A 16,070-nucleotide genomic window follows, 5' to 3' on the forward strand; every position below is an offset into this window, starting at 1 on the left:
GCCGTGGAGGCGGTGCGCGGCGGCGCCTGGCAGCCGGCGGCGGAGCTGCTGGCCGCCGTCGGCCGGGACTGGGAGCGCCGTTCGGCGGTGGTCGCCCTGCTGGCCACGCGCGCGGCCGTGGAGGACGGGTGGCTGATGGACTGGGAGGCCGCCCGCCCGGCGGACCCGGACGCGGCCATGGTGCGGGCACGCAGCACGGTGTACCTGGCGTGGGAACTGCGCGGCGCCCAGCGCGCCGGGCACACCACGCGGGAGCAGTTCGAGGGCTTCCACCGCACGCTGGCCGCCGCGCGCGAGGAGATCGCGAAGGCCGCGGAGCTGAACCCCGACGATCCGACGCCGTACATCGCGGAGATCTGGGTGGCGCTCGGCCTGGGCTACCCGCACGCCGAGATGGACAAGCTCTGGGCCCAGATCACCACCCGCGCCCCGTACCACTTCGGCGCCCACTTCGCGGCCCTGCAGTACTGGTGCGCGAAGTGGCGCGGCTCCCAGCAGCTCGCGTTCGACTTCGCCGAGCGGGCGGCTGCCGAGGCGCCCCTCGGCAGCCTGCTGACGGTGCTGCCGCTCATCGCGCACTTCGAGCACGACGAGTCCACCGACGTCGCGGCCGACAACACAGCCGAGATGGTGGCCCGGGTCGACGCGGCACTCGCGGACGCGGCGGCCGCGGCGGCCACCGATCCCGACCGTCCGGGCCTGGCCCAGCTGCGCCACCTGCTGGCCTTCTACCTCCATCTCCAGGACCGCCACGAGGCGGCCCTCGAACAGTTCCATCTGGTCGACGGCTACGTGGACGCCCTGCCCTGGAGCTATCGGGGCGACGACGCGGCGGCGCACTACTGCCGCGTGCGCAACGAGACGGTGGCCGCGGTGGCTGCCTGACGGGCGGCAGCGCGGGGCGGCGAAGACCCGCACCGTGCCTCCCGGTGGCATCCGCGTCCATGGACGATGGCGTGAGGATCGTTGTCGGCGCCGCCGGGCCGTGACGTCGAGGCAGGCCCCGCCTCGGGCCCGTGCACGATGCCGCGCGGGCCGGAAGAACCCGCCGGCCGGTTAGGCGCGGCCCCCGCCCTCGTCGCCGCCCTCGCCGCGGGCTCCGCACCGGCCGGCCACAGCGGGCGCGCGCCTGCGCACGGACCGCGCACCGCTCGGCGCCCGCTGCTTCCCCGGGGGACAATTGAGTCCCGCGGGACGGGTGAGGTGGTGGCGATGCCCGTTTGGCATCTGCGCGACTATCACGACGACGATCTCGACCAGGCCATACAGATCTGGGACCAGAGCCGGCATGCCGACGAGGAGCCGGTGTTTCCCGTGTCCGAGGTGATGGCCGCGGCCAAGGCCGGTCAGACGGCGGTGGTCGCGGTGGTCGGCGAGGAGCTGGTGGGCATGGCCGTGGCGCAGGCCCAGGGCAAGCGGGGGTGGGTCCTCCTGGTGGCGCTCGCCTCCCGCTGGCGCGAGCGCGGCATCGGCAGTGCGCTGCTCGCCGAGCTGGAGCGACGGCTGCGGGCCCTGGGGGTGCGTCACATCAGCGCGCTGCTGCCCGCGGGCGCGGCCGGCACCAAGGCGCTGGAGAACTCCGGATACCGGTGCCGCGACGACCTGACCTACTTCGAGAAGTTCGAGCCGCCCGGCGCCGCCAACGCCGACGTCCTCGCGGCGCTGGGCGGTCGCATGATGCCCGAGGGACTGTGGGACGCCATGGCCGGCATGGAGCGGGAGAAGCAGGTCGTCGAGCGCCGGGTGGTGCTCCCGCTGACGGAGCCGGCGCTCGCCGACCGCTACGGTGTCGTCCCGCCCAAGGCGGTGATCCTGTTCGGCCCGCCCGGCACCGGAAAGACCAGCTTCGCCAAGGCGGTCGCCTCGCGGCTGGGCTGGCCGTTCGTGGAGCTCTTCCCGTCCCGGCTCGCCGCCGACACGAGCGAGGGGCTGGCCGCCGCGCTGCGCGACGCCTTCGCCGAGCTTGCCGAGCTGGACTCGGTCGTGCTCTTCATCGACGAGGTCGAGGAGATCGCCGGCGCTCGGTCCGGGAAGGCGGTCGACCCCGGGCACGGGGTGACGAACGAGCTGCTCAAGCTGATCCCCGTCTTCCGCGAGCACGACGCGCGGCTGCTGGCCTGCGCGACCAACTCGGTGCGCTCGCTCGACGCGGCCTTCCTGCGACCGGGACGCTTCGACTACGTGATCCCCATCGGCCCGCCGGACCCGACCGCCCGCGCCGCGATCTGGGCCCGCTACCTCGGGGCCGCCGGCGACTCGGTGGACATCGCCCGGCTGGTCGCGGCCAGCGAGCTGTTCACACCGGCGGACATCGAGTACGCCGCCCGCAAGGGCGCGCAGGCGGCGTTCGAACGCGAGGTCGGCGAACGCACGGGCCGGCCGGCCACCACCGAGGACTACCTGACCGCCATCGCCGACACGCGGCCGACGCTCACCGCGCAGGCGATCACGGAGTTCACCGAGGACATCGAGACGTTCAGCCGGCTCTGAGCGCGCGCCGCACGATCCCGGCGGCCGGCCGGGCCGTGGGGATCGTGGCCGTGTCGATGACGAACGGGCTCAGATCGTGGCCGCGTCGATGACGAAGCGGTAGCGGACGTCGCTGGCCAGCACCCGCTCGTACGCGTCGTTGATCTCGGACGCGCTGATCAGCTCGATCTCGGCGCCCAGGCCGTGCTCGGCGCAGAAGTCCAGCATCTCCTGGGTCTCGGCGATGCCGCCGATGCCGGAGCTGCTCATGCTGCGGCGGTTGCCGAACAGCGACTGGAGCACGAGCTGCACCGGCTCCTCGGGCAGGCCGACGTTCACCATGGTGCCGTCCGTGCGCAGCAGGGACAGGAAGGCGGCGAAGTCCAGCGGGGCCGAGACGGTGTTGAGGATGAGGTCGAAGGTGCCCTTGAGGTCCTCGAAGGTCTGCGGGTCGCCGGTGGCGTAGTAGTGGTCGGCGCCGAGCTTCAGGCCGTCGTCCTTCTTGCGCAGGGACTGGGAGAGGACGGTGACCTCGGCCCCGAGCGCGTGGGCGATCTTGACACCCATGTGGCCGAGGCCGCCGAGTCCGACGACGGCCACCTTCTTGCCGGGGCCGGCGTTCCAGTGCCTGAGCGGGGAGTAGGTGGTGATACCGGCGCACAGCAGCGGGGCGGCCTCGTCGAGGGACAGGCCCGCAGGGATGCGGACGACGTAGTTCTCGTCGACGACGATCTTCTGCGCGTAGCCGCCGTACGTGGGCTCGCCGTCCTTGCCGAAGTCGTTGTACGTCCAGGTCGGGCCCTTGGCGCAGTACTGCTGCAGGCCGGCCCGGCAGTTGTCGCACTCCCGGCAGGAGTCGACCATGCAGCCGACGCCCACCCGGTCGCCGACGGCGAACCTCGTCACACCGGGGCCGACCTCGGAGACCACGCCCGCGATCTCGTGGCCGGGCACCATCGGGAAGGTGCCGGGACGCCAGCCGTCCCGGGCCTGGTGGATGTCGGAGTGGCAGATGCCGGCGAACTTGATGTCGATCAGGACGTCGAACTCGCCGACCGCGCGTCGCTCGATGGTGGTCCGCTCCAGCGGGGCCTTGGCGGCGGGCGCGGCGTACGCGGCAACAGTGGTCATGGCGGGGGGTTCTCCTAGCAGGGATTTCGGTGCCCGGCTTGCCTTCCACCGGGCACACGACCAGCCTGCCCCGGGCCCCGCCCCTCACCCAGTCCACGGCTTTGCGTACGACTGCCGTGCCTACCACTGGCAGGGTCAGGGTGGTGGACGTACGACCAGGGGACGCGACGGATACTGGCCGTATGGACGAACAGCCCGGGGCATCCGCCGCCGGCCTGCCCCTGGACCGGCGGGCCGAGCTGAGCGAGTTCCTGCGCAGCCGGCGGGCGCGGCTGAAGCCCGAGGACGTGGGACTGCCCGACTTCGGCCGGCACCGCCGGGTACCGGGACTGCGCCGGGAGGAGCTGGCGCAGCTGGCCGGGGTGTCGGTGGCGTACTACACGCGTCTGGAGCAGGGCAACGGCCGCAATGTGTCGGCGGAGGTCCTGGACTCGATCGCCCGGGCCCTGCGGCTGACGGACGCCGAGCATGCGCACCTCAGTCACCTGGCCAAGCCGAAGTCGCACAAGAAGAAGCCGGCGGCGCGGCAGCAGCAGGTCCGCTCCTCGCTGCGCCAGCTGCTGGACACCATGGAGGGCGTGCCGGCGTACATCGTGGGCCGCCGCTCGGAGATCCTCGCCTGGAACCGGATGGCGGCGGCGGTGTTCGGCGACTGGGACCGGCTGCCGCCCGCCGAGCGCAACTGGGCCCGGCTGGTCTTCCTGCACGCCGAGTACCGCGACCTGTTCGTCGACTGGGAGCAGAAGGCGATCGACGTGGTGTGCGGCCTGCGCATGAACGCGGGCTGCTACCCGGACGACCCGCGGCTGTCCGCCCTGGTGGGCGAACTCTCGGTGAAGAGCGAGGAGTTCCGCCGGCTGTGGGCGACGCACGACGTCAAGGAGAAGAGCCACGGCGTCAAGCGCCTGCACCACCCGCTGGTCGGCGACCTGTCACTGAACTTCGAGTCCTTCCGCCTCTCGGACGACTCGGACCAGGCCCTGCTGACCTACCACGCCGAACCGGGCTCCCCGTCCGCTCAGTCCCTGCGTCTGCTGGCCAGCTGGGGCACGGACGCGACCAGGGCGGTGCGCTCTCCGTAGCCGGCACGGTCCCCGGGCCGGACACACGTCGAGGGGCATGCCGGAGAAGGTTCTCCGGGCGTTGTCACGCTATTTGGTGCGTGATGGCGTGACGACGGGTCACGGCGTGCGACCTGGGTCCGGGCTGGTGTTCAGGCCGTGGTGAGCTCGGCGACCACGCCGGTGATGTGGTCCCAGATGGTGAAGCGGACGGTCACCTTGAGTCGGTGGTCGGGGGCGGTCATCCGGTGGCGCCGGGGTCGGAAGTGGGGTGAGACGCCGCTGAACGCGGACAGGAACCACTGCGCCGTACCTCAGGACGGAAGCCCTTCATGGCGCGTTCGCGCTGGCGGGTGGGCTGGTGGCTGTTCTCGGCCCGGTCGTTCAGGCCCTTGTGCGAGCGGTGTTCAACCGAGGACATCAGCTCACGGTGTGGGCGACGCCGTAGGAGCGGAGCTTGTCGGTGACCAGCACCCGCAGTACCCGGCACTGCTTCTTCATCAGCTTGGCCATGAACCGCTTCGCGGCCTTCGCGTCCCGCCGGGACTGCACCAGGATGTCCAGCGCGTTGCCATCCTGGTCGACAACCCGCCACAGGTACTGCCACACCCCACCCACCTTGCTGAAGACCTCGTCCAGATGCCACTTGCCCCCGGGGCGGGGCCGGCGGCGGCGCAGCTGGTCGGCGTAGGCCTGCCCGAACTTCCGGCACCATCTCACCGCTCAGCCAACGTGACAGCACCTGGTGAAGGGAGGCCAATTCCACCGTCTGATCTTCCGCGTCACCGCCACCCCCGCCAAAGCTCCTGGCCCCACGCGGGTGGGTACGAATTCGCGGGCTCAGTTCGTCTTCCCGGTGTCGAGTTCCTTCCAAGCAGGGAACAGCATGTTCACCAAGACGACAGTGAAGTACAGAGCCGAGCCCACCAGGAGCACCGCAGGTGCGCCGAGGGCTCCGACCAGAATGCCTGCGAGCATCCCACCGAAGGGGATGCCGGCGTACGCCATGGCGTCTGCAAGACCTCCGACACGGCCGAGCATCTCTCTGGGTATGCGTTCCAGGACTGCCGCGCCGAGAACGGGATTGAGAAGGCCCTCTGCGAAACCGCTGATCGCGATGATCACGAAGACCCAGCCGACGGGTACGTCGAGCCCGAGGATCAGGAACCGAGGGCCGCCGGCGATCAGCAGAGCTCCGAGAAAGACGGCTCGCCGCGGGAGCCTGTGGGCGAAGGCGGCCGCAACAGCGCTCCCTGCAATCGCGGCAACGGCCAGCGTGCCGCCCAGCGTCCCCACCAGTTCCGCTCCGCGTCCGTCGCCCCTTGCCCATACCGGTAGGAGGACGGTGGAAAAGGCAGTGTCCAGCAAACCCAGTAGGGCGAGCAGTGCAATCGCCGTCATCAGGAGATGGTCCCCGCGCAGGAAGCGGAAGCCTTCCGCCATGCTCGTGAGGTACTTTCGCCACCACGAGGAGACAGCGGTCTGCGTCTTCAAGGGTGCGTTGTCCGCGTTCTTGTCGTGGCGGGGAATCACGAAAGCCACAATCAGCGAGCCGACGACGAACAGGAGTCCGTTGATACCCAGCGCCGCCTGGGGGCCGGCCGCAGCGACGAGCCAGCCCCCGCCGGTCAGGCCGACGATCGCGGCTCCTTGCTGAATGGTGCCGGAGAAGCCGGTTGCGCGGGGCAGGGGCACTCGCGCCTGTTCCGCGGCCGCAGGGACCATCGTTTCCTTCGCGAGATCTCCCGGTGCGCGGGCGGCTCCGATGACCGCGACCAAGATCAGCAGGACAGGAAACGTCAGACCCTCGGCCGAGTGGAGCAAAGGTATGGCACACAGGGCGCAGGCACTGACAACGTCGGCCACCCATGAAGTCCGTCGGGCTCCGACATGGTCGACCACCGAGCCGAGGAACAGTTTGCCGGCGACGTAAGGCAGCAGCTGACAAAAGCTCACCAGACCGGTCTGTGCTGCGCTTCCGGTGAGGCTGAGAACGTACCAGGGAAGTGCGACTGCGGAGCTGCGTGATGAGGTCAGGGCCACCGCGATGGCGGACAGGACGCCGGCCAAGGGACGCAGGGAACGGCTTTGCCTCTGCTGGCCGGTCGCATTCGTGTCGGTGTTCGTCATCGCGCGCCTGCCCGATACGCGGCAGGCTCCCATGCCTTGAGTATGGAGGGAATGACGGGACTGGGTGATACGCCAAGTTCTCGCTGTAACAAGCTCTCGTAACATCGGAACCGCATGTGGGCCTCGGCAATCTCGCCTTCCCGCAGACAGGCGTCAATGGCTATTCGGCGCGGGGCCTCTCGGAACTCGTGGACTTCGGCAGCGGCGTCCGCCACTTCAATGGCAGCGAGGTACATGCCCTGTTGCAGCAAGGCCTCTGCCATGGCCTCCAGTGCCCGCCCCCGCTGTAGGTCCCACTCAACGCGCTTCGGTTCCGCGCAGGCAACATCTATGTCGGCAAGCAGGCAACATCTATGTCGGCAAGCAGGCGTCGGCGCAGGACCTGCCAGCCACTCGGAGTCGGACATGGCAACGTTCGCAGCCGGCGCCCCATGTCCTCCAGCAGTCTCAGGGCGTGGTGGTAGTCCACCTCCACTTCCGGTGCCAAGCCGATGCTCGTGTGGTGTACGTCGAGCAGGCGATTCTTCGTCGCTTCATGCAGCCTGAACACGAGCTGCCGAATTCTTGTTCGCGCTCGCCATCGAGGTGTGTCCGGAAATAGATCACTGGCTAGCCGATCCCTGCTGACCGGTTCGTCGTGCACCGCGACAGCTGCCACAAGCTTCTGCTGCGACGGCCCCAGCGCTACTGGCAGTCCGTCGTCCAGGCACACGAAGTCCGACAGCATGATGCGCTTGAGCACTCTGTCTCCCCACCTCACAACGCGTGTAGATCGCTGGATGATGCATCAAGTGGCCCGTTCACGACAAGGTCCACTGATCACAGCGTGACCGAAAACCGTCTTTGGTCGTTGGCCACCCAAAGGGCAGGTGGTCCCGAACGTCAGGTCGGCGAACAATGGCTCTGACCTGCCGAAATAACGCTTGATCTACGGCGGCAGGTGGGCAGCGTGACGTCGCCGCGACGGCAGGGCTCCTAGCGTTCTCTCGTCGGCCCGTTCAGAGCCGACACATCTCCAGCTCGCACACCCTGTGCGAGCCGAACACCTTGGAGGAGTCATGAACAACGAGCTGACGATTCAGCAGATGGACGACGACCTGATCGAGGTCGTTGAGACCGAGGGCGAGTCCCTCACGCTCCTCGACCGCAACGGCGTGTGCTGACGCCTTTCGTGGATACCGGGGGTGCCGACTTTGTCGGCACCCCCGCTTCCTTCTCCCTCGTGCTCAAAGGACGTGACATGCACGCTCGCACCTACCGCCCCTCGCCGTTCATGCGCCTCGGAGCCGAGGAGTTCATCAACGCACGTGGCCGGCGAGTCGTCCCAGCAGCCCGCTCCGACAGCACCGCCCTCTTCTTGATCCCGACGGACATCGCACGGTTGCTGCTTGGGCAGGGCATCGACAGGAGCCGGATCTCGGACACGGCCTTTAGATCACTCGTCCAGCAAGGACTCATCACCGACGACGTTGACGCGACACGCAATGCGCACTACGAGAAAATGCGCAGCGCCGCCAGCGACCAAAGCACACGATCGTTCACCCTGTTTCCCACGTCGTACTGCAACATGGGCTGCGAGTACTGTGGCCAAGAGCACCGAAAAGAACCACTGAACGCGCGCCACAGGCAGTAAGTCCTGGACCGGATCTGTAGCGCTGCCCAGGCTGAGGGCCTGCAACGGATAAACCTAGGCTGGTTCGGCGGTGAGCCACTGATGGCGTACAACACGATCCGGGAGATGAGCCAGCAGATCATCTCCATCTGCTCAGCCCGATCGGTCTCCTACGCGGCGAGCATCGTGACGAACGGAGCTCTACTCACCCGCCGAAAGCTGGACACACTGGTCAAACAGTGTTCCGTCACACGATTCAACATCACCATCGACGGACCCGAAGATGTCCACGATGCGCACCGGCCTCTCAAGAGCGGTGCAAAATCCTACCGCCGCCTTACCAGTCTCCTGGCGCAAGCAGTTCAGAATCCGGAACTGGATGCGGCGTCCTTTGTGTTGCGCACCAACATAGATGTCGAGAACTGCGACTACATAGATGCATACCTGAAAGAAATGGCCGAGCTCGGCTTCGCAGGTAAGCGCAACGTGATCTTCCAGCTCGTCCCTGTTCATAGCTGGGGAAACGACGTAGACGAACGGCGCGTAGGTCGAGAGTCGTATCTGCAGCGCGAGGTGGAGTGGCTCTCTCTCATGCAGCGCCTCGGTCTGCAGACGACCCTGCTACCCGGAGGCGTCAGGGCCAAGACGTGCAGTGCGGTCGGGCGTAGCAGCGAGGTCGTCCTCACAGACGGCCACGTGTTTTCCTGCACCGAGCAGCCCCTCGTTCCTTCCCTGGAGATCGACAGCCGGCTCGCTCACGTCGATGACCTGGAACCGGAGGACCTTCGACCCTCGGGCGCCTACGACCCTTGGAATGACTCCGTGGCATCCGGAGCGATTCCATGCTCAACCTGTTGGTTCCTTCCGGCTTGCGGAGGAAGCTGCCCGAAGCTTTGGGCCGAAGGCGAAGTTCCCTGCCCCAGCATCAAGTTCAACATCACCGGCCGGCTCTCCATTGCCGCAGAGCAGCACGGACTCCGACGCATCGGTGACTTCGGGCGACACGATGAATGACCGCGTCCCTACCGGACTCCAGGACAGGAAGCCCATGAAGGTCAAGACGATCAGCCCCATCCAACTGCAGCTCGATCACGACAAGATCCACCTCACCTCTCCTAGAGTGCCGGGGCGACTGCGTGTTAAACGACAGGTCGCAGAAATACTGGTGACTCTGCAGGAACCCCAGGACCAATCCACTGTCAGCCACCCCGAACTTTCTGACGAACAGACACAGTCAGTCCTGCAAAAACTCATTTCAGCGGGATACCTCCTGCCAGCAGAGGAAGCAACTGAAGAAACTCAGAACCCCCACCCCTGGGACGTATGGGGAACAAGTGCTTGGAACTTTCACACTCAACTGAAGGATGCTCCATTTCTCCGAGGCGCTTCAAATGAAATGGACGCGTACGAGGCGCGCATCACATCACGAGTGAGACCGCCAAACGTGCGCAAGGAGGATCCCGAGACACCCATACTTCTGCTTCCCCGTGTACGCTCCGAAATGAACGTCTCTTTCCGTTCCGTCTTGGAGAACAGGCGTACACACAGGCATTTCAAGGAGGAGGCAGTCGGGCTCGACGACTTCGCTACCCTGCTGCATTATTCATTCGCCCCCATGCGCTTTGCCGATTCAGGCATCATGGGAGTTCAGCAATTGAAGTCCTACGCCTCGGGCGGCGCTCGGCACGAAGCTGAGGCCTACGTAACCGTGTTCAACGTAGACGGCATCGAAGCGGGCGCCTACCGGTACGACACCATCAGGCACGGCCTTCTTCCCGTGCCAGCGGACCTTAGCCGAGAAGCTATGGAGCGATTCACTTACAACCAAGAATTCTTCACCACCAGCGCGTTCGGCGTGATCACAACGGCCTTGACTGAGCGGATGGCTTGGAAGTATCCGCACCCGCGCGCCTACAAGTTGATGCTCCACAACGTAGGACACCTTGTACAGGTATTCTCCATGACAGCCTCCGCTCTCGGCCTAGGTGCTGCCATCACGGGCGGTTTCAGAGACACCGAAGTCGAGAAGGCGTTGAGGATTCACGGAAGCAGCGAATTCCCTACGTTCTTTATGGGATGTGGAGTGCCAGAACTAACCCCAGAGGGTCAGCCTGCAATTTACCGCCCACCCACAAAACCAGGACTCTCGTAGTGCATTACTGAGGTTGAACTCGTAATGTCGTGGTTGTTCGTCAGGCGGGTCTACTGACTTTGAAAGCGTGATGTCGTCATGGTGGGGCGGGTACGAGTCCGGTTCCGGTGAGGCAGCCGTCGAGGACGTCGTGGCGGTACTGGAGCCGGCGTAGGCCCCGCCGGACGGCGGTGATCAGGCCATGGGGGTCAGCGAACGCGCGGTTGGCCGTGGTGGTGCGCCGCAGTACCGACCAGATGCCTTCGACCGGGTTGAGGTCCGGTGCGTGGGGCGGAAGTTGGCAGACGGTGAGCCAGTCGCGTTCGGTGATGTAACGGCGCATCCCGGCCGTCAGGTGGGTGTTCAAGTTGTCCCGGACGAGAACGATCGGGCCGCCGAGTTGCTGGTGAGCGGTCTGGACCAGGTCGGGGTAGTCCTTCCAGGAGAAGCTCTTGCGTCCATCTGGCCGGGCGTCCGGGCAGGGCCGGTAGATCAGCCGCGGGCGTTCGCCGGGTTTGCAGCAGGCGAGGGCGGCGACGGATAAGCGGCCCCGCACACGGACCGCAGGGGTGTGTCCGCGGCGGGACCAGGTGCGGGTGGTCGGCGGCGTCATCGAGAATCCTGCCCCGTCCTCGAAGACGAGGCAGGCCCCGAGCGCCGCCACGGTCCTTCCACGCTCGGCCAGATCTCCTTCACGCAACCTGCCACCGCAGCCTCGTCGCGCTCCACCGCCCGCCGGGCCGGCACCTGGCAACTCCACCCATGCCGCTTGAGCAGTGCGGCAACGCCCTGGACGGTGTAGCTCTTGTGGAACCGACGCCCGATGAGGGTCTTGATCCGTGACAGGGTCCAGGTCTGGTCCGGCCAGCCGTGCGCCACCGGTCCCTTGGCCAGTTCCTGCTCCAGCACGGCGCACAACTCGTCACTGAGCAGCGGCAACGACGCCGGCCCCTTGGAGGCCAGGGCTCTCGGCCCGTCCTGCGACCACGCCTTGCGCCAGCGCTGGACCGACCGGACGCTGACCCTCAGATCGTGCGCGATGACCGCGTTCCCCTCGCCCAGGGCGAACCGCTCGGCCGCCTCCATCCTCAACTTCTCCCGAACGGCCGTCAGCCCCTGCCGACCCACGCTTTGAAGTTCAGTTAGTAATGGTCAGGCCGGTCTCGGTGAGGCAGCCGTCTATGAGGTGGCTGCGGTACTGGATGTGGCGCAGTCCGCGTCTGACGCGTTGCATCAGGTGCTCCGGGGTGGTGAAGGCGACGTTGGAGAGCCAGCCGCATCGCAGGAGTGACCAGATGCCTTCGACGGGGTTGAGGTCAGGTGCGCAGGGAGGAGGTAGTAGATGGTCAGCCAGTCCCGGGCTTGCGCGAACTCGCGTAAGCCGGCGGCCTTGTGGACGTTGAGGTTGTCCCGGATGAGCACGATCGGGCCGCCGAGCTGCTGGTGCGCGGCGATCAGAAGGTCCTGGTAGTCGCGCCAGGAGAAGCTCTTGCGGCCGTCGCGGTTGCTGTCGTCCCGGCGCGGCAGGTAGATCAGCCGGGAACGGTGGCCGGGTTTGTAGCAGGTCAGCGCCGCGATGGAGATCCGTCTGCGGGAACGGCCGGGCTCTCACCAGCGGGGTGCGGCCGCGCTGTGACCAGGTCTTCGCGTGCGGAGGCCATGGAGAATCCGGCTTCGTCGCTGAGTAGGCCCGGGGCGTGGTGCCGGGATTGCTCCCGGTCCGTTTCCCCGGACCTCTCGCCGAACCCGCCGTGCCCACTACTGAGCAACGGGCTCTCCACGGTCTCTGCCGTCAGATGTCGAGGACCCAGAGGCTGGGGATCTTGTTGCCCCGGTAGCGATACCGGGTGTCAGCACGGCGGTCACCTGGTCGGACCCGCTCGTGAGGTAGTGGCTGGTCCTGGACCACAGGACGGCGTAATACCGTGCTGCGACAGCCTCACGGACCGCGGTCGGGGCGAACTCGGTGGGGTCGGCGGGCCGCCCCGCTGCCTTGAGGGCCCTTTCGCAGGACACCCGCGCGATCCGGTCGACCTCGCCCTTGATCCACCGCCACCGTACGTGGTGCTCGCTCATGGCCGCTCCCCTGCTGTCAGAACATCACGTCGCCGTTCTCCGGCATGCCCCTCATCCGTGACCGGCTACGCGCTCACCTGCCGTAGTACGCGTCGTGGATCGTGATCTGAGACGTGTTGCCCTGCTTGTCGGTGATCTTGGCGCGGAAGGAGACGGACCTGCCCTTCGCGGGGTTCTTCACGGTGATCCTGCCGCCCTTGACGGTGGTCCTGCTCCAGGTTTTGCCGTCGTAGGAGACGTACACGGCGAGGGACTTCAGGTTGCCGCCCGCGGCCGAGCCCTCGACGGTCACCGGGAAGGTGACGGTCCTGCCGGCGGCGACGCGGCTGTCCAGGCCGGTCGTGGCGCCGAACAGGAGCGTGGAGGCGGGGAGTTTGGTGAAGTCCGGCCGTTTCCTGGACCGGAAGGTCCAGCTCGCGTCGATCCGCGAGGAGGCCGCGCAGACCTCGGCCGACCGGGTGACCGACGTGGTCAGCCGGTACGCGGCGTCACCGGCCGGAACCTTGAAGGTCTTGTCGCCGAACAGCGGGTCGTCGTTGGAGCCGACCTTGGTGCCGTTGCGGTACAGGGTGGTGTTCACCGAGGTGAAGGCGGAGTACCCGGTGTTCCTGGCGGAGTCGGCGAACAGCGGCAGCGACCCGTAGATGTCGTTGCCGTCCCGGAACAGCCCCGAGTCGGCGCTCAGGTGCGGGCCGAAGACCGCGGTGTTGACCGTCTCGGTGTAGGTCCTGCCGGCCTTGAAGGTGTGCCGGCCGAGCGAGTAGGCGGCCTCGGTGACCGGGAAGCCGTCCTGGTCCTTGCCGCCGTCCTGCTCGAAGTCCAGCTGCCAGGTCACCCCGCCGGTGGCGGACAGGTGCAGGGTGCGGGTGCCGGGCAGCCGCTGCGGGATGCCGATGGAGGAGCCGCTGGAGCTGTCGGGCAGCCAGCCGGTGGCGGCGACGGAGCCGGTTTTGCCGCGCGCGGCGGCACCCAGCCGGGCCTTGACCGTGGCCAGTTCGCTCGTCCTGTAGTGCCTGGTGAGGCCGGTGGCGAGCCGCTTGACCCAGCCGCCCGAGGTGACGTCGTACTCCTCGGTCGCGCCCTTGGTCCAGTGGCCGTCCCACTGCTGGTACAGCGACCCGGCGGGCATCCGCGGGCCCAGGTGGGCGGTGCGGAAGTTCTTGTACGAGTCCAGGAGCCAGCCGTAGCCGTACGTGCCGCCGCCGGTCGTGACGTCGAACTCGGGCGAGGCGAACCGCGACGTCACGCCCTTGGCCGGCACGGCGATGTCCACCGGTTCGGCCTTGCGCGCGTCGATGGTGATCGTCTGCTTCCTGCCGACGGTCAGCTTCGGCCGGGCGATCCAGTCGACGCCCTTGGAGGCGTCCTCGGGGTCGGCGTATACCGCCGTGTTGAGGATGTACGTGCCCTTCGGCGCGCGCACCTTCACCGTGCCGGACTTGTCGTACGGGGTGAACCAGGCGCCGTTCGCCCGCCCGGCCACGCCGGTCAGGTCGGCGTCGTAGTACGGGGCCGGCCTGCCGTCGCGGCCGATGAACTTCAGCGTGACGTCGTACGACTCCACCTCGCGGGTGACCGCGGCGGCCGTGCGGACGCTCTGGCCGCCGCCGGTCGCCGTCACGTACGCGGAGTAGGCGCCGTCGACGGTGCCGCCCCGCCTGGTGTCGACGGTCAGGTTCACGGACGCCTTGCCGTGGGCCGGGACCGTGACCTTGGCGGCGCCGAGCCGGAAGAAGCCCGCCGGGGCCGCCTTGCCCCTGGGGTCGGTGGCGGTGCTGCTCAGGGCGAGCGTGACGGCCTTGTCGCCCAGGTTGCGGTACGTCACCTTCTTGGTGACCGGCTTGTCGTCGGTGTGCGGCCACGCCTGCGTGCCGAAGTTCACCGAGACCGGGTCGGCGATCACGGACTGCTTGATGGCCCTGTCGACCGCGATGCGGCCCGAACCCTGCTGGAACGCCGTGTACGCGCCGCCCTTGGCGGAGCCGGTCAGCGCGCCCTTCAGCTCGGCGTAGCCCCAGCCGGGGTGCTCCTGCTTCAGGAGGGCGGCGGCGCCCGCGACGTGCGGGGTGGCCATCGAGGTGCCGGAGATGGTCAGGTAGCCGTCGGGCTTCTCCCCGACCTCCTGGTCGATGACGCTGCCCTTGGCCGCGGCGGCGGTGATGTCCACGCCCGGCGCGGTGACGTCCGGCTTGATGGCGCCGTCGCCGACGCGCGGGCCGGTGGAGGAGAAGTCGGCGAGCTTGTCCTTCTTGTCGACGGCGCCGACGGTGAGCGCGGCGTCCGCGCTGCCCGGCGAACCGATGGACTGGGGGCCGTCGTTGCCCGCGGCGATGGCGAACAGGATGCCCTCGGTGGCGGACAGCTTGTCGACCTCGGCCTCGAGCGGGTCGATGCCGGGGCTGTCGTAGCCGCCGAGGCTCAGGTTGACGACGGAGGCGCCCTGCGAGGCCGCCCACTCCATGCCGGCGAGGATGCCGGAGTCGTCGCCGGAGCCGGTGTCGTCCAGGACCTTGCCGTTGAGGATCCTGGCGTCCGGGGCCACGCCCCGGTACTTCCCGCCGGACTTGGCGCCGGTGCCCGCCACGATGGAGGCCACGTGCGTGCCGTGCCCGTAGTGGTCGGTGGCGTCGGCGGCGGAGGTGAAGTTCCTGGACTCGATCACCTGGTCCTTGAGGTCCGGGTGGCTGGTGTCCACACCGGTGTCGAGGACGGCGACCTTCACGCCCTTGCCGGTGTAGCCGGCCTTCCACGCGGCCGGGGCGCCGATCTGCGGCACGGACGTGTCGAGGGCGGCCTTGCGCACGCCGTCGAGCCAGACGTGCGCGATGCCGGAGGCGGCCCGGTTGCCGCTGGTGACGGCGTGCCACAGCCCGGCGGTGTCCCTGACCGGGGTCTGCACGGCGTCCGCGTTCAGCGCCCGCAGGCTGCGGCGCAGATGGCCCGCCCGGCGGACGCCGGCCTTGGCGGCGGTGGCCGCGCCGGTGTAGCCGACGATGACCTTCAGGCCGTTTCGCTGGGCCCTGCGGGTGGCGGCCTTGTCGAGCTCGGTGATGTCGAACAGGCGCTGGTCCAGCGTGCCGGAGGCGACCAGGCGGGCCGCGTCGGCGGGGACGACCAGCGTGTGCCCGCCGGCCTTGCGGATCCGGAAGGGTATGTGCTCCCGCCCCGCGGCCCGTTGCAGGCCGACGACCCGGCCCTTGGCGTCGAGGGCGACACGGTCACCGGTGATGAGGGTGACGTGGGTCTGGGCGGAGAGCGAGGAGGCAACGGGGCCGTGCCGGGTGGTCTTCGCCGACGCCGGGCTGGTCATACCCGCTGCGAGGGCGACGGCTGCGGCCGTTGCCACCGTGGCCGCAGCTGCTCTTTTCACTTGTCTGCGCAAGTTCTCCCCCTGGAGAAGTGGTACCGGGTGAATTCCCCGTTCACCCGGCCAGGAGATGCTTCGCACATATGCGCAACA

13 protein-coding genes and 2 pseudogenes are annotated in these 16,070 nt (G+C 68.0%); 6 read left to right on the forward strand and 9 right to left on the reverse strand.

Annotation, left to right across the window (positions count from 1 at the left end; all coding sequences use genetic code 11):
* Positions 1–885 (forward strand): hypothetical protein (locus tag ACLU3S_RS13925; protein WP_413952121.1); only part of this gene is annotated, 885 nt, incomplete at its 5' end.
* 327 nt (positions 886–1,212) lie between these two features.
* The gene (locus tag ACLU3S_RS13930; protein ID WP_413952122.1) at positions 1,213–2,490 is read left to right on the forward strand and encodes an ATP-binding protein; all 1,278 of its coding nucleotides are present in this window, start codon (positions 1,213–1,215) and stop codon (positions 2,488–2,490) included.
* 69 nt (positions 2,491–2,559) lie between these two features.
* Here the strand turns inward: ACLU3S_RS13930 and ACLU3S_RS13935 are convergent, their stop codons facing one another.
* Positions 2,560–3,600, reverse strand: coding sequence for an NAD(P)-dependent alcohol dehydrogenase (locus ACLU3S_RS13935; RefSeq protein WP_413952123.1), 1,041 nt, complete (start codon positions 3,598–3,600; stop codon positions 2,560–2,562).
* Between the two features lie 182 nt (positions 3,601–3,782).
* Between ACLU3S_RS13935 and ACLU3S_RS13940 the strand changes: the two genes are divergently transcribed.
* On the forward strand, positions 3,783–4,682 hold the full coding sequence (locus ACLU3S_RS13940; RefSeq protein ID WP_413952124.1) for a helix-turn-helix domain-containing protein: 900 nt from the start codon (positions 3,783–3,785) through the stop codon (positions 4,680–4,682).
* 131 nt (positions 4,683–4,813) lie between these two features.
* Here the strand turns inward: ACLU3S_RS13940 and ACLU3S_RS13945 are convergent.
* The 4 genes and pseudogenes from ACLU3S_RS13945 to ACLU3S_RS13960 form a co-directional block, all read right to left on the reverse strand.
* Positions 4,814–5,378 (reverse strand): annotated as a pseudogene (locus ACLU3S_RS13945) (IS6 family transposase); the annotation flags it as partial.
* A 123-nt stretch (positions 5,379–5,501) separates the two neighbouring features.
* On the reverse strand, positions 5,502–6,791 hold the full coding sequence (locus ACLU3S_RS13950; RefSeq protein WP_413952125.1) for an MFS transporter: 1,290 nt from the start codon (positions 6,789–6,791) through the stop codon (positions 5,502–5,504).
* The gene (locus ACLU3S_RS13955; RefSeq protein WP_413952126.1) at positions 6,788–7,198 is read right to left on the reverse strand and encodes a BTAD domain-containing putative transcriptional regulator; all 411 of its coding nucleotides are present in this window, start codon (positions 7,196–7,198) and stop codon (positions 6,788–6,790) included. Before ACLU3S_RS13955 ends, ACLU3S_RS13950 begins: the two co-directional genes overlap by 4 nt.
* Complete coding sequence (locus tag ACLU3S_RS13960) at positions 7,120–7,533, reverse strand: hypothetical protein (RefSeq protein ID WP_413952162.1); 414 nt, start codon at positions 7,531–7,533, stop codon at positions 7,120–7,122. The genes ACLU3S_RS13955 and ACLU3S_RS13960 overlap by 79 nt, the downstream gene beginning before the upstream one ends.
* A gap of 498 nt (positions 7,534–8,031) precedes the next feature.
* On the opposite strand from ACLU3S_RS13960, the gene ACLU3S_RS13965 reads away from it, so the two are divergent.
* The 3 genes from ACLU3S_RS13965 (at position 8,032) to ACLU3S_RS13975 (ending at position 10,555) form a co-directional block, all read left to right on the forward strand.
* On the forward strand, positions 8,032–8,424 hold the full coding sequence (locus ACLU3S_RS13965; RefSeq protein WP_413952127.1) for a hypothetical protein: 393 nt from the start codon (positions 8,032–8,034) through the stop codon (positions 8,422–8,424).
* A gap of 105 nt (positions 8,425–8,529) precedes the next feature.
* Positions 8,530–9,417: a radical SAM protein gene (locus tag ACLU3S_RS13970; RefSeq protein WP_413952128.1), complete on the forward strand. Its 888-nt coding sequence runs from the start codon at positions 8,530–8,532 to the stop codon at positions 9,415–9,417.
* A 34-nt stretch (positions 9,418–9,451) separates the two neighbouring features.
* The gene (locus ACLU3S_RS13975; RefSeq protein WP_413952129.1) at positions 9,452–10,555 is read left to right on the forward strand and encodes a SagB family peptide dehydrogenase; all 1,104 of its coding nucleotides are present in this window, start codon (positions 9,452–9,454) and stop codon (positions 10,553–10,555) included.
* 76 nt (positions 10,556–10,631) lie between these two features.
* Here ACLU3S_RS13975 and ACLU3S_RS13980 read toward each other — a convergent pair whose 3' ends face one another.
* The 4 genes and pseudogenes from ACLU3S_RS13980 to ACLU3S_RS13995 form a co-directional block, all read right to left on the reverse strand.
* A complete protein-coding gene (locus ACLU3S_RS13980) occupies positions 10,632–11,147 on the reverse strand; it encodes a transposase (protein WP_413952130.1) in 516 nt (171 codons plus the stop codon).
* A complete protein-coding gene (locus ACLU3S_RS13985; RefSeq protein WP_413952131.1) occupies positions 11,144–11,662 on the reverse strand; it encodes a winged helix-turn-helix domain-containing protein in 519 nt (172 codons plus the stop codon). Before ACLU3S_RS13985 ends, ACLU3S_RS13980 begins: the two co-directional genes overlap by 4 nt.
* A gap of 10 nt (positions 11,663–11,672) precedes the next feature.
* A pseudogene (locus ACLU3S_RS13990) lies at positions 11,673–12,195 on the reverse strand (transposase).
* Between the two features lie 488 nt (positions 12,196–12,683).
* On the reverse strand, positions 12,684–15,920 hold the full coding sequence (locus ACLU3S_RS13995; protein WP_413952132.1) for a S8 family peptidase: 3,237 nt from the start codon (positions 15,918–15,920) through the stop codon (positions 12,684–12,686).
* Positions 15,921–16,070 lie beyond the last annotated feature (150 nt).

This window comes from Streptomyces sp. AF1A (assembly GCF_047340315.1).
In the GTDB taxonomy this organism is placed as follows: Bacteria; Actinomycetota; Actinomycetes; order Streptomycetales; family Streptomycetaceae; genus Streptomyces.

Coding starts and splice junctions, on each gene's coding strand:
- ACLU3S_RS13930 (WP_413952122.1), top strand. CDS start 1,213: ATGCCCGTTTGGCATCTGCGCGACTATCACGACGACGATCTCGACCAG.
- ACLU3S_RS13935 (WP_413952123.1), bottom strand. CDS start 3,600: ATGACCACTGTTGCCGCGTACGCCGCGCCCGCCGCCAAGGCCCCGCTG.
- ACLU3S_RS13940 (WP_413952124.1), top strand. CDS start 3,783: ATGGACGAACAGCCCGGGGCATCCGCCGCCGGCCTGCCCCTGGACCGG.
- ACLU3S_RS13950 (WP_413952125.1), bottom strand. CDS start 6,791: ATGACGAACACCGACACGAATGCGACCGGCCAGCAGAGGCAAAGCCGT.
- ACLU3S_RS13955 (WP_413952126.1), bottom strand. CDS start 7,198: ATGTCCGACTCCGAGTGGCTGGCAGGTCCTGCGCCGACGCCTGCTTGC.
- ACLU3S_RS13965 (WP_413952127.1), top strand. CDS start 8,032: ATGCACGCTCGCACCTACCGCCCCTCGCCGTTCATGCGCCTCGGAGCC.
- ACLU3S_RS13970 (WP_413952128.1), top strand. CDS start 8,530: ATGAGCCAGCAGATCATCTCCATCTGCTCAGCCCGATCGGTCTCCTAC.
- ACLU3S_RS13975 (WP_413952129.1), top strand. CDS start 9,452: ATGAAGGTCAAGACGATCAGCCCCATCCAACTGCAGCTCGATCACGAC.
- ACLU3S_RS13980 (WP_413952130.1), bottom strand. CDS start 11,147: ATGACGCCGCCGACCACCCGCACCTGGTCCCGCCGCGGACACACCCCT.
- ACLU3S_RS13995 (WP_413952132.1), bottom strand. CDS start 15,920: ATGACCAGCCCGGCGTCGGCGAAGACCACCCGGCACGGCCCCGTTGCC.